12 protein-coding genes and 3 pseudogenes are annotated in these 12,825 nt (G+C 57.8%); 5 read left to right on the top strand and 10 right to left on the bottom strand.

The window, feature by feature from the left end:
* Positions 1 to 674: 674 nt before the first annotated feature.
* The gene (locus CQ13_RS39650) at positions 675 to 2,243 is read left to right on the top strand and encodes a Fic family protein (RefSeq protein ID WP_057848187.1); all 1,569 of its coding nucleotides are present in this window, start codon (positions 675 to 677) and stop codon (positions 2,241 to 2,243) included.
* 534 nt (positions 2,244 to 2,777) lie between these two features.
* On the opposite strand, the gene CQ13_RS39645 is transcribed toward CQ13_RS39650, so the two are convergent.
* The 3 genes from CQ13_RS39645 to CQ13_RS47500 form a co-directional block, all read right to left on the bottom strand.
* A complete protein-coding gene (locus tag CQ13_RS39645; protein WP_057848186.1) occupies positions 2,778 to 3,128 on the bottom strand; it encodes a hypothetical protein in 351 nt (116 codons plus the stop codon).
* A gap of 392 nt (positions 3,129 to 3,520) precedes the next feature.
* Positions 3,521 to 3,760, bottom strand: coding sequence for a hypothetical protein (locus CQ13_RS39640; RefSeq protein WP_057848185.1), 240 nt, complete (start codon positions 3,758 to 3,760; stop codon positions 3,521 to 3,523).
* Between the two features lie 885 nt (positions 3,761 to 4,645).
* Positions 4,646 to 4,867 (bottom strand): hypothetical protein, encoded by a 222-nt coding sequence (locus CQ13_RS47500; protein WP_409410905.1) that lies wholly within the window; start codon positions 4,865 to 4,867, stop codon positions 4,646 to 4,648.
* A 252-nt stretch (positions 4,868 to 5,119) separates the two neighbouring features.
* Between CQ13_RS47500 and CQ13_RS39630 the strand changes: the two are divergent.
* Positions 5,120 to 5,284 (top strand): annotated as a pseudogene (locus tag CQ13_RS39630) (kinase/pyrophosphorylase); the annotation flags it as partial.
* 543 nt (positions 5,285 to 5,827) lie between these two features.
* Complete coding sequence (locus tag CQ13_RS39625; protein WP_057848183.1) at positions 5,828 to 6,145, top strand: hypothetical protein; 318 nt, start codon at positions 5,828 to 5,830, stop codon at positions 6,143 to 6,145.
* A gap of 109 nt (positions 6,146 to 6,254) precedes the next feature.
* On the opposite strand, the gene CQ13_RS44085 is transcribed toward CQ13_RS39625, so the two are convergent.
* Positions 6,255 to 6,908, bottom strand: a complete 654-nt coding sequence (locus tag CQ13_RS44085) for a hypothetical protein (RefSeq protein ID WP_156434187.1) — start codon at positions 6,906 to 6,908, stop codon at positions 6,255 to 6,257.
* 546 nt (positions 6,909 to 7,454) lie between these two features.
* Between CQ13_RS44085 and CQ13_RS39620 the strand changes: the two genes are divergently transcribed.
* Both CQ13_RS39620 and CQ13_RS39615 read left to right on the top strand, forming a co-directional pair.
* The gene (locus CQ13_RS39620) at positions 7,455 to 7,985 is read left to right on the top strand and encodes a hypothetical protein (protein ID WP_156434186.1); all 531 of its coding nucleotides are present in this window, start codon (positions 7,455 to 7,457) and stop codon (positions 7,983 to 7,985) included.
* Position 7,986: 1 nt separating this feature from the next.
* Positions 7,987 to 9,504: an ImmA/IrrE family metallo-endopeptidase gene (locus CQ13_RS39615; RefSeq protein WP_057848181.1), complete on the top strand. Its 1,518-nt coding sequence runs from the start codon at positions 7,987 to 7,989 to the stop codon at positions 9,502 to 9,504.
* A gap of 607 nt (positions 9,505 to 10,111) precedes the next feature.
* Here CQ13_RS39615 and CQ13_RS39605 read toward each other — a convergent pair.
* The 6 genes and pseudogenes from CQ13_RS39605 to CQ13_RS39595 form a co-directional block, all read right to left on the bottom strand.
* Entirely contained in the window at positions 10,112 to 10,336 is a 225-nt protein-coding gene (locus CQ13_RS39605; RefSeq protein ID WP_057848179.1) for a DNA/RNA non-specific endonuclease, read from the bottom strand.
* Complete coding sequence (locus tag CQ13_RS46935; protein WP_347337096.1) at positions 10,297 to 10,488, bottom strand: site-specific integrase; 192 nt, start codon at positions 10,486 to 10,488, stop codon at positions 10,297 to 10,299. The genes CQ13_RS39605 and CQ13_RS46935 overlap by 40 nt, the downstream gene beginning before the upstream one ends.
* A 26-nt stretch (positions 10,489 to 10,514) precedes the next feature.
* A complete protein-coding gene (locus CQ13_RS44080) occupies positions 10,515 to 10,682 on the bottom strand; it encodes a hypothetical protein (RefSeq protein WP_156434185.1) in 168 nt (55 codons plus the stop codon).
* Positions 10,683 to 10,785: 103 nt separating this feature from the next.
* A pseudogene (locus CQ13_RS47610) lies at positions 10,786 to 10,911 on the bottom strand (hypothetical protein); the annotation flags it as partial.
* A 79-nt stretch (positions 10,912 to 10,990) separates the two neighbouring features.
* A pseudogene (locus CQ13_RS39600) lies at positions 10,991 to 11,627 on the bottom strand (site-specific integrase); the annotation flags it as partial.
* A 173-nt stretch (positions 11,628 to 11,800) separates the two neighbouring features.
* Positions 11,801 to 12,825 (bottom strand): thioesterase domain-containing protein (locus tag CQ13_RS39595; RefSeq protein ID WP_156434184.1); only part of this gene is annotated, 1,025 nt, incomplete at its 5' end.

Here is a 12,825-nt window from a genome sequence, read left to right as displayed (position 1 = left end):
CACCTCCTGACTCATCGAGCCTACTACAGGTGTCCATCAATTCGGAGGAGGTTCACAAGTTTTGGCGACTGTTGGAAGCACCGAACAGATACCGGCACAGAGAAGTGCGTTTGCGGAAGCGAGTTTCGTTGGACTCGAAACGTAGCCGCCAAGTAAGCGATCGGATTGGTTTGCCGTGACGGAATTTCCGGACGCGGGCCATCTCTTTAAGGGGGAGCATCTTCCGTCTCTCAGCCCCTCACGCGCGGCGAGTTTTCGGACATGCTGAGGATGCTTGAAACGAGCCGCCTGAGGGATTTTCACTTCACCGTCGAGAACGAGGCCGAGGGCTCATGGCCGGTGTTTGGCTGGCCATGAATTGTGGCATCGATGTTAGGGGTGTGCCGCCAGTTTGAGGATGGCCGCCTTTTTTGCTCAGCGAGGCTTAGCAAGAAGGGCCAAGTTCGAGGCGGATCCATTGCTAGCCGGGAGTGAAAGCAGGGATATCCAGCCCTCGCTCACGAAGCCTCTTTTTGGCAAATTATTGCCAATTAGCCCGATTTTCGACATTTCGGACCACTTTGAGCCAGAAAACGACAAATTGGGTTGATTTTCGACCCGAGAGCCAGTAAGTTGTTTTCGACAATGTTACTATTTTTGCGGCAAAATTCGACATTCCATATGGATTTTCGACCATGCGGCTGAACTTTGCGGAGACAAAGGCTTTCCAAGGCAAGGCACTGCCTACCGAGACCCAACTCGTCGGGCTGTCAGCATTGGTCCAGATACTATCGGTTGCGGCACCCGTCCGTCGGCCTAGCGCCGTGTCGGAAAAGCATATCCGTGGCAGCCACCGGGATGAAGGCGACTGGCGGCTGTTCGACAAGAGATATTGGCCCGGCGACAATTTTGCAGATCACCTCACCTTTGCCCTGCGCCACGAAGACCTCGATCTCCTCGTGCTCAAGCGCGTGTTCAAGGCGGTCCCGAAGGCAGAAATCCGTGACTTCGTCACAGCGGCACCAACCGGTGTGCCCGCGCGCCGGGTCTGGTTCCTCTACGAAATGCTAACTGGCGAGACGCTCGACATTCCGGATACCCCGAACGTCGCAGCTGTCGATTTGTTCGACCCGAAGGCTTATTTCACAGGCAAGCCCAAGCTGTCAAAACGGCACCGCGTTCGCAACAATCTGCTCGGAACGAAAGATTTCAGCCCAGTCATCCGAAGGACTTCCGCGCTCGTTGCCCTCACAGAAAGTGGACTTGCGGAAAAGGCCCGCGAGACCGTCGGGCGTACCGGCGGCCATGTGGTCTCCCGCGCCGCGAGTTTTCTGTTGCTCGCCGATAGCCGCGCAAGCTTCGAGATCGAAGGCGAACGCCCGCCCAGGAATCGGCTGGAGCGGTGGGGACGCGCTGTCGTGCAGGCAGGCAAGCATGCTCTGACCCTTGAAGAGATCGTGCGGCTACATAGCGTCCTCATCGAAGACACCCGGCTCATTCATCCAGGCCTTCGGCCAGATGGCGTTTTTCTGGGTGAGCGAGACCATGAGAACAATCCGCTGCCTGAGTTCATCGGCGCCAGACCCGACGACCTGACCAGCCTCATGAAAGGCCTGATCGACGCTAACGCGCGCATGCGCGATGACGGGATTGATGCCGTTCTACAAGCGGCAAGCACAGCTTTCGGGTTCGTCTATGTCCATCCGCTTCAGGACGGCAACGGACGCCTGCATCGCTGCCTCATCCACCATGTTCTGGCGGAGCGGAAATTCACGCCGCCAGGCATGGTGTTTCCGGTGTCGTCCGTCATGCTCGACCGGATTGATGACTACCGCACTACCCTGCAGTCCCATTCCGGGCCCTTGATGGAGTTTATCGACTGGAAACCGACATCGGACAGGAACGTCGAAGTGCTGAACGATACCGCCGACCTCTACTGCTATTTCGATTGCACCGACGAAGCGGAATTTTTGTATCAGTGCGTCAAGAGAACGGTGGAGCACGATCTGCCGCACGAAATCGATTATCTGCGCCGTCACGATGAAGCCCGCCGCAAAATCATGGACACGGTTGAAATGCCGGATCGCCTTGCAGACGACCTGCTTCTGTTCATCCGGCAGAACAAGGGCGTGCTTTCCAAGAAAAGAAGGGAGCGCGAATTCGAGAAGCTAACGGACGATGAGGTTGCAAGCATCGAGGCCGTTGTCCGGGATGCATTCGAAGGATTTGAAGATAGCTCAAATGAGCAAAATCACGCCCCGTAAGCTTTCGCGACAAAATCCCTTATGTCGCTGATCAAGCCTGTGCAGCCGATTGAACAAAAAAATCGGGACAGCAGAAACCGACAAGTGAAGGCGATTCTCCGCGACGGCTGTCCGCGAGCCTCTCTCGCGACTATGAACCCGTGACGGCGAAGTTGGGCGCTCCTCTCACTCTGTCATGCCCAGCGGTCTCACGACCGCGCGCCTTGTCCTCGAAGATTGGCGCATGCGCGCCGAACAGCAGAGAGGCGATCTACGGCTGACCGCATCGACCCCAGGCCGGCGAGGTAGACAGAGGTGAGTTCGATCCCTTTCAGGGTGGGAATGATGAAGAAACCGCTCGCGTGCGGCAAGCCGTGTAGACAGCGAAGATGGGTAGTTCGGCCCTTCGACCTAGCGGGGACATCTTCGCGTTCCCTCACCTGCGAGCCAAAGGCCGAGGTGGGGCGCGTCCATCCGAAACTGCGAGCGAAGAGCGCAGGGCAAGACCTGGTTGCGCGTTTTCGCTTGCCGGCCGCACGAGGTAGGTGCTGACGTTCATGCCGTCAGCCGGCCTGCTTCGACGGGAGGCAAATTGCGCTTCATCGGCTTCGGTTGCTCGGGAGCGGCCACCTCCGTCTCTACCGGCGCAGCCATCGGGCGCGTTTCCATGAAATTGAGGAAGGCACGTCCCTTTTCGGTGATGCGCCAGCCACCGTTCATGCGCTCAACGAGTTCTTGCGAAAAGATGTCGAGGTTCGGCACACGGGCGGCCAAGCTCTTGGTGCGCTCGGCCCAGTCCCGACCGCTCGTCGCTAAAATGGCCATGTCGCGCTTAAGCTCCGCCATCCTTGCGAAGCCGTCCGGATAGCTCAGCAGGATCTTCAGGACTGTGACCTGGAAATTCACCTGAGTGACAACATGATGTTGTTCACGCGTGCACGCGGAGCGTACTCGTCGAATGACATCAGAACCAGTTCATAAACGCTTGCCACAGACCTTTGATTGCGTCCCAAAGACGTCTCTAGAAGCCTCGTTCTCTCCTGTAGCGTTCGGTATGAGCCTGCTGGCGCGCGCGGTCGCCTCATCGAAAGCTCCCTTTTTATGTTCAGGCGACCAAGTAAGCAGTGAATGTCTACTTGTCCATCTCGCGTTCCATTCTGTCGACGCTATTGCCCGTAGATCACCCCGACAGATCGACTGTTTGGGAACATCGCGGCGCCTCGCCGCGTGGACGCCGCGAATCGCCCCTCACATAAGCCAAACCGCGCGCTTCCAGTGTCGCTTGCCGCTGCCGACGCTCAGTGCTGACGTCTCATCCATGACGGAATCGGATCGAGTGGCGTGCGATAGACCTCAGCGTTCTCGGCTCTGGTGACCCGGACCGCACAGCCTTTGGCCTTCAGGTCCGGATGTACGATAGACAGTTCGGTCGCAAGCTGCTCCGCTCGATCGGAGGCAATCTCGATGTTTTCGAGAATGAGGCCGCCTTGATTTTTGTACTCCTCGCCAATCACAAGATCAAAAGAGTAGTACGGCATCCGAAAGTGTCCCATTTGATCGGATTCGCTCCTTGGGGCGCATTCTCACCATCCGCTCAGGATTCGCCAGATGGTCCAGTCGTTCGTATGGAGAGAGATTGCTAGGAGCCGCATCGATTCTATCGACAAGATAGTCGGCTCTCAGGGTTGGGCTTATCTCTATCTCTTGCAGTAACCATACCCGGCCCTAAGGCCGAAATTTCGCTAATTAGGGCTTCGCATCGACGAAACTCTGCGCCAGTCGGCAGAATGCAAAGCTTTTCCATGCGATCAGGCGTCAACTTTTGGGTCAACGCGGGCAAGGCCGGAGTCGCCAAAATGGCCATGTCACGCTTAAGGCTCAGCCAGCGAACTCGTCCGGATAGCTCACCAGGATCTTCAGGAAATTTCACCTGAGTGACGACATCATGTTGTCTACGCCTACCTCCACATGGTCGGTCTTTCGGAAAGGGCTTTGCGGCCGATCTGTTTGAGGCGGGCGGGCGTCGTCTCACCTCTGATGGCGGCTTCCCCTCTCATGATCGCGCGAATTCCAGAAGCGCGTTGATGTCGTGATGTGGGCGGCCTTGGGCGCCGCGACATAGTGCGTGCGCAGGTCGCCGACATCCGAGAATGTCCCGCCGCCCCAAGTGAAGACCTTACCGCCTATACGCGCTGAATCAGCAGATCTGCCATCGGGCACGCATGGCGGCCGTTGCCGTTCGACCAAGGATGGATTGCCGTGACGTGGTGATGCCGCCGCACAGCGATCTCATCCGGCGGAGGTCTGATGTTCGACTATAACGCACGTCGTCGAACATTCGCTGGCGTTTCCGCCGGGATGCGGTGTGCCTCGATCCCGATATTGCGCTCGGTCTGACGATATGACCCCGCCCATTTCCACACCTAGCCGAACATCTGCTTGTGCAGCGTCTTTGCGAAATCCTCATTCAGCAGATCGGCGGGTTTGCCCCGCCGCTTGCCTGCCCAGGCCGCGCCCTTGACGATGTTTTCCTGCTCCGCCTCATTGAGATCGTCGCGATCCGTGATCCAGGTCTGCCACAGCGCATCGCGTTCTCCCGGCGCGAGGGGCGTAGCATCGTCGGGCTCTTCGAAGAGATCGCTCATGGCTCGTTCAATAGGCCGCGCGCCTTGAACTGGTCGCGGATATACGCCTCGATGCGCGCTTCAAGATTGGCATCGCTGGTCCGCTTCCAGCTTCATGGTGTGAGCGACACGGCCGAGGTCCCACATGGCGATTTTGCGCGCGCACGGCATGCTCAAGGGAGCTGTTCGGGTACAAGGGCATAGACGAGCGTGCAGTCGAGCGCCTCGACGCTTTGGGGGCGGATTTTGAGCCGGCCGGCGGATTGCACGCCGGGCCTGGAGGATGCGGATATTGTCCTGGTCGGTGTGTCCCGCACCTCGAAGACGCCGATCTCGATCTATCTCGCCAACGGCGGCGTCCGTACTGCGAATGTGCCGCGGGTGCCAGGCATTCCGCTGCCGCACCAATTGGAGACATTAAGGAAGCCGTTGGTCATGCCCAAGACGTCGCGTATGGCCTGGATCACCGCTCGGCTGGTTTGAGCCCGTCTAGTCGTTCATCCAACCGCTGGCGCGCGAGAGTCTTGATGTCGTTTTTCATATTCCAACCGATTTCGTTCGACTTTTCATCAGGCTATGACCTGATCTTCATTCTGAAAATCAGAATCATCTGCCATCGGCAGCCAATATAGACGAATGACCGCGATTAGCGCTTTAACCGTCCGCGCCAAATCCTTGGTTTTGCATCAAGAATTACCCATTTGAACCTAGGCCGCGCTTGCGGCATCACCATCGCCTCCGACTAGCGCAGGCGCTCCTTGAGCTCGACTCGCGGCTATGAGACCAAGCACAAGCTCACCCCGTTGGAAGGCATCGTATGGGCGTCGCCATGACCCCGGCGTCATCGGCGACGACACAGTTAAGAGCCACATGCTCTTTAATGCCGGCGTCCTGCTTCCGCTAAGACGAGAACGAGTTCTACGAGCAAGCACTCCACACCTGGCTCATGAACGCGCCATATCGAAGTGACAGAACGCTTCAATGCGGCCTTCCGGGCGTGCTCCTGCAGAGCAAGCATCCGACGCACATGCGCATTACCGGCGGGAGATCATCAAGGCGTGTTGGGACGAATATGCGGTGACGCAGATTTGCCTGCGATTCGGGCAGCGCCCAACCGACGGTTACGAGGAGACGTTCGTCACCGCACTTGGTGAGACGCGGCGCGCGAACGCGCTCATTAAGGCCTACCCGCTCCATGCGATTCTCGAAAAGATCACCGCTGAGGTCTATGGCAAGCGGGCTCTCCTAAGCGGCACGCGAAAAGCAATAGCGATCAAGTACGCGGTGCGCCGATTGTGACCTGAAGCGAACCGCAGCCATCGAAGCCAGGTTTCATGATACCAGCTTGCGCCGTCAAAGAGTTGGCTTCGCTCGAAACCCGCCGCTCCCGTCGTTGATCAAACGACGTTCAGCAGTGCACGTGCTCCAGGTAGGAGACCGAATACGATGTGCCAAGAGCTAGGAAAAACCTGCAAAGGTGTGCTTGACCGCCACCTTCGGCGGTATAGGATGAGCAATCATAAATTGCATTACAGCGCATTAAGACAGCCCTTTTCACTGGCAGGCAGTAACGCTTGCCGCCCCCTTTTTCGGGGAGGATGACCATATGATTTCGCGTACCTGCGTGGTCGACGGCTTGAGGTTGCACACCCTCCACCATCGGCCGGGGCGAGTCGGCATTCTTCTGATTCACGGAAGTTCGTCCTGCAAGGAGATTTTCTCGAGCATCCTGGTGAAGATGCGCGGTAGCAATGGAGAATGCTTCGATCATGCTCGGCTCCGTTCCTGCCGCAGGCATAAGATCATTCGGCGCCGTTGCGCGGTACTCGGGGGAAACCCGGGTGCACGTCTTTGTTGATAAGATCAGGATCGTCTGCTGCGGTGCCCGCCAGCATGCCGTGGCCGGATCCTGGCGATAACGGACGAGATACTCCGGCGGTGACGCACCTCCAGCCCATTCCACCTTCGAAAGATAAACCGGCATAGCTCCGCCTGCTCGGAGCACATCTTCTCGATATGGCGTCGCTGCTCGAGAAGCATCGGCACGCAGGGGCATCTTCATTTCGCTTTTCCACTCGCCGATCAAAGATCCACGGCCTCGGTATCATCCATTTCCTCGATCGCCGCAGTGAAGCTGGCAGCATTCCATCCGCCACAGGTGAAAGCTGGCGTTTTCCCTAGGATCGGCTGGGTTGTGCAACCCCGTTCGACTCCGTTAGACTCGCGATGGCTCCAAGTCGTAGCGGACGGGCAGACCCCCGAGCTGTGCGGTGATTACCGAATTGGAGCCTTAGACTGGCGGCGGCATCTTTGTCAGGAGGCGGTCTTGTCCCAACAACGTATAGGTTTGGCGCTCTCATTCATTCTTTCGACATCTGTGCCCGTGTGTGCCCAGAGCAATGTTAGCTCCGCATTGCAAAGCACCTTGTCTCCAGGCTGGGAATGCCTTCAGGGACCGAATGAGTTGGATAGGCCAGGTAGGACCTTCTACGTCGATCGTGACGGCGTCAGGTACGAGCTGGCCGATTTGCATGGTCGACTGAAGCCGATAGTAGGAGAAGTCTCGTCGGTCGCTGCCCGCACAAGCGGCTACGTCAGCGCGGGACTTATGGCCAAAATTCTTCACTTGGGAGGGATGCTTTCGATATCCGGATCGACGACCTACGCGACCGCGGTGGCCCTCTTCCAGCGCCAAGAGGTGCGCACGGAGGAGGCCGACGTGCGGGCGGCACTGCGAACCCTCGATCCCTCCTTAATCGATAGCGAAAATACCTATTTCGTCATTCGCAACGTGCAACTTGCAAGGCAAATGCGTTTGACGGTGGACAGGGGAATCGCCGGCGCTTTCGGCGGAGAAGTCCCCTTCCGTGCCATGTTCCAGGTATCGGGTGCGGCCAAGCCGCCCGGCGCAGGCCCCTCCAATATGCAGACTCAATCCGCCGCCGATCCATCTTCGGCGCCCGTTATTACAGCCGAGGACAACAAGAACTTCACAATCGATCAGACATTCGACAAACCCCTCACCGTCTGCTTTCTTGCTCAAAAATTCACTCTCAAGAACGTAGTCGGAGGCGCCGGCGGCAGCATAAGGGACGCGCAATTGATCGAGGAGTATTGGAACCCTACGGCGGCGCAGTGAAATGAGACGCTTCTGTCGTCTTTTGACGTTGGCGTTCGTTCTGCAGTTCTGCTCCGGGCTCCACGCTCAAACGGGCACGCCGAATCCCATCGACGCTATCAGGAACGCGCAGGACTATCAATTTCTCAGCAGCCTGTTTCCGCAAGCAGGCTCCAAGTTCGACCCGGATCGAGACCAGGTCATGACGTCCGATCAGCAGCGTGACGCATCTGCATTTCTGACCTCGCAGTTCAACGTGCAGAAGGAAACGTTGAAAAAGCAGCTAGCATCTGTAATGCGTTCGCTCGAAAGGATTGGCGTCCGCCCGATCGCGGCGATCTCGGAAGCGCCGACGACGATCGAATTTCGCGACGATCAGAACGCTTGGTCAACGACCGTTTCTCCCACCCGTATAATAATAGGCGCGCGTCTCCTCCGCGGATTGGTTCTCGGATCTCTTCGCGAGGCCGTCGAAGGAAAAGCGCTGTTCAGCAAGTCTCTGGCTTCGTATCTGGGTTCAACCCCGGGAGCCGCCTTGGAGCTTGCGGATCTGGAGGCGAGAGCCCGTTTGTTTTTTGCTGCGGCTCGTAACGGCATCTCAATGATGCGAACGGAGGCAGACTTCAGGGAACACTACGAAACCGTCCTCGCCCTCATGAAAGGCTATTTGAAGGGCGGAACGCCCCCGGAAGAAACTTACGATGCGCTCAGGACCCGGCTTGTCGCGGCGGCCGCTGGTGGAGAGATCAGCGGAGCCGATGGAATGGCGATGTTTGATGTTTTCATGCGCCTGAGCAGTCACTTCGATCCGGCCATGATGTTCGTCCTGTCGCACGAATTAGGCCACGTCGTTCTGGGCCACTCGCCGTTCCCGACTGGTATGACGTGTGCGGAAAGCCAGAGACGGGAGGACGATGCCGACGCGTTCGCGATCGCTTTGCTCAGCTACGATATTCCAGGAGAAACGGAGGCAACAGATCTGGCGCTGGCGAGGGTACATGGAGAAAAGGAAAATGCCTCGGCCGACAGGAACTCCTTGGCGTATGGCTATGTGCAGGCAATTCAGTATGGGTTCGCACTGGCAGGTCTTTCCAATCTCATCTACCAACAATGCAGTTACCGTGACGTCGCCGATCGCATCGCTTATCTCGATAACTTGCGTGAAAACTTTATTGCCTCTCGGACGGATGCGATCGAAGAAATATTTCGGCACTTCAAATCCCACCCTCCCTACGTCCATACTTCCAGCGACGTTGAATCCCTAACGTCCGCGAAAAAACGGAAGCTCGCTCAAAATCTCTTCAAGTTGTGCGGCGTAGCGCAAAGTCCCAAGGTGCATCGCCTGAAGAAGGTCAAGGAGCTTCCGTTCGGATGGGTGGTCGAATGCCCAAATGCTTTGCCTTCTCGATTTCGGCTTCCGCAGTTCCGCGCCCGTCTTGGGATGCACACCTGGCAAGAGATTGAGCTGGAATACAGAAATCATCTGCCCGGTTCCAGTCTCATGGACGAGAACGTGATAAAGTCACTGTTTCAGCCTTAGCTGCCGCTCTGCGGTTTGCGATTGTCGCGCTGAATTTCGACTTGTCATGTTTCTATTATGGCTCCGACTGCCGCCGGCCGCACGTACTCATTCTCTCGATCTATACATCTCTATGAATAATCCTGAGGAGAGCATCCACTGCCTCGGGGAAATCGCGCGAAGGTTTCGCAGCCCGCCCGACGCTTTCGATCCACGGCTCAGTGACCGTGTCACCTCCGCCTCCAGCATTTCCCGCACCCGCCTCTGAACGCGCGAACTCGCGATATGAGATTCTTTCAGCAGCTTGCACAAGTAGGGCTGGGCTTTCCCAATCTTCGCGAGGTTGGCCTGCGTCAAAGCCGCCCGTTCAGCCAATTCTTTGATTTCTCGGGTCGCACGCACCGCGCTTGGGCCTTTCACCATGACCTTGCATGCATAAAACGAATTAGGCACCAGTTGAGGATTTAGCCATGCAGACAATGCTCACGGTTCGAGATGGACACTGGAGGTAACCTCTTGCGGCAGGGTACAAGATCTTCCTCTCGTCGCCAATAACCAGCTCGCGAACCGGTTCGGCATCTTCAACTCGCGGAAGCGAATGGGCGATGATCAGTCAGATCCTACAGGACTACTCCTCCGGTACAACGAACTCCTCCCACGCAACGTCGGAAAGATCCTGCTCTAGGATGAAGCCGTAGGCCGCGACGCCTTCCTCTACCTTGGCGACGATGACCTTCCAGAAGCGCACAGGTATTCGCGCCCTCAGCGTCGTGTTGCCGTCGCCCTTTCCGACGAAGATGTCGTCAGTCTCCTTCAGGATCGGACCTGCGAATACGCATAGGCGAAGTCCCATCGGCTCAGCGGCTCTCCCCGGCCGTTGACGAACATCTCGGGTACTGCGACCCGCCCACGAACGGCGAGCCAGGCGCGCAGGGCAGCAGCTGTGGTCCTCCACAAGGGGAGCGTTCGTTCCCGCCGTCCCTTGCCCAGAACACGAATGCTCATCGACGACAGGTCGATGTCCTCGAGCTTTAGCCGTGATCTTGGTCATTGCCGATCTCCCCGCTTGCCAGCGCCATCGCGATCTCCAGCAGCAGGGCTTCGACCAGCGTTGCCAACTGCTCCTTTTGTGCGGGGACCGGCAAGACGCCCGGTTCGACCTCTTCGAACAGGTCCGGCTGAATGTTTGCGCCCTTCATTGTTGGCGTCCTCCCTCCGTGAGTCGGATTGGAGATAGCCTAGAAGCGCATCAATCTCGGCGCGCAGAGATCGCAGAATATTCAGGGAAAACCGCGGCTCGGCACGAAGCTGGTGACGCGCCGCTGACTCGTGTGTCATCCACGCGGGTATGCAGGCGACCGACCCGTCAGGCTGCGGAATGACGACCGACTCCGCCCCACGGTGGGCGTATCTCCTGACAATCAGCACCGTCTCGCCACACCTTGGATGGAACGGATAGTAGATCCGCTCCTCGATCGGCTGTTGGTGGGCAGTATGTCTCTGCTTCGAGCAAGACCTGGATGATCCGGATATCGGTTCCGTTCTCGAGAAGATGGGTCGCGAAGCTGTGGCAGCGCGTGGAGCGTGACGCGCTTGGTCAGGCCCGCAGCCTTCACCGCCGACCGGCAGGCGGCGTGCAACACGGTCTGATCGATTGGATGATCTTCGTCGCGTCCCGGGAACAGATAAACCCGCGGCCGGGCGAGCCGCCAGTAGGTGCGCAGGATGCCGAGTAGTTGGGGCGACAGCATCACGTTGCGATCCTTCGCCCCCTTGCCGTGGCGCGCGAGCACTGTCCCTTCGATCCGCAGTCCCGCGACCTCGGAGTCGGCGCTGAGCACGACCGGCAGCTTGCGCGGTTCTCGCGCATAGGGAATGCGTTCCGGGATCAGCGCCTCGCCGAAAGTAACGCCGTAGAAAAACCGCAGCGCACAGACGATTTGGTTCAGCGCCGGCCATGATATGCAGACCAGATGCACTTGAAAGGCGCGAACGTCTTCCAGTTCCAACCGATCCGGCGATCTGCCGAAATAACGGCTGAACCTCGAAACCGCGCTGATGTAGGATCGCTGCGTCGCCGGCGACAGATTGCGGACTGTCATGTCCTCGATCATGCGGCGGCGAATAGGGCTCAAATCGGCCATCTCGATACTCCTGTCTGAGGGGGATGGGCTCCAACACCCACATCCTCTCAGCCAGGAGGCGATCTACGCCACCTTGCCCCTCACGCCGCGGTAGCGGCTTCGTTCAATCCAACTAAGCGATTGGTCCCCGCGGCCCCACGGATGGGGTCCACTTCACTACTACAGGTCCTGATCTATTGGAAAAGGTCTTTTGAAGCTTTTGTTGGACGGCGAACGAATGCCTCGCCGGGAAGGCGATGTGAGAGGTCCTCCGCAAGAACGGTCACATTTGGATGCTTCAGAAGGGAACCATGGTCGCCAGGAAGAGTGGGCCCTTCAACGACGCTCTCGAAAGCAGCGTGCCATGGAGTTGCTGCGCTAGTGGACTCCCGAGTGTAATAGACGCAGAGCGCCGAAACCTTCTTAGGTACGTATAGTTTGCCCGCGCGAATATGGCGAATGAACAATTGGAAGATTTCCTCAAGCGCCGGTACACCGATTTTCCATGCACCGAAAGCAGCGCTCGCGAGCGTAGCGAAGTCACCCGGTCGAATTTTCATGGTTGCATCGTGCTCAGGCGACAATCCTCCCTCGTCGACAAGGAATGCAAGGAATTCACACCATTCCTGGTCCAAGGTGAGAGTGGAAGGCGTCTCTGGCGCCGACGGATGGGCACTATCGATCAATGCCACTAAATCGACCCTCACATTTGCAGAGATTAGTATCCCAGCAACGGCGTGGGCGAGCATACCGCCAAAAGACCATCCGGCGAGCGTACAAGCCATGTCCGGCAGCACAGGAACAATAGCCCGAGCATAGACTTGGGCAATCTCGTCAATCGAACCTACCTTCAGGAGTTCGTGACCGAACTCTAGGGCATGTATACCGTAGATGGTCTGTGTAGCTGGCAGCGCCCGCACGAGGTCATCATAGACGCTCAGCCCTCCGCCACAAGCGTGACAGAGGATAAGTGGCTGACTGTTCGCGAGTCGAAGCGGAATAAGTTGGCTCGCAGATTTTCGATGGTTCTTCGATGCGGGGCGCACCTTCTCGGCGCACTGATCGAGACGAGGTTTCGTGAAATGCACGGAAAGATCGAGGATTAAACCCCGCCGCCGGAGTTGCTCAAGCACTTGCAGCGCTAGCAGCGAATGTCCACCGAGGTCAAAGAAGTTGTCGTGCCGCCCGACCCGAGCCACACCGAGAAGCTCGGCCCAGA

The organism is Bradyrhizobium retamae (genome assembly GCF_001440415.1).
Classification (GTDB): Bacteria; Pseudomonadota; Alphaproteobacteria; order Rhizobiales; family Xanthobacteraceae; genus Bradyrhizobium; species Bradyrhizobium retamae.
This window is presented reverse-complemented; position numbering and strand designations above follow the sequence as displayed.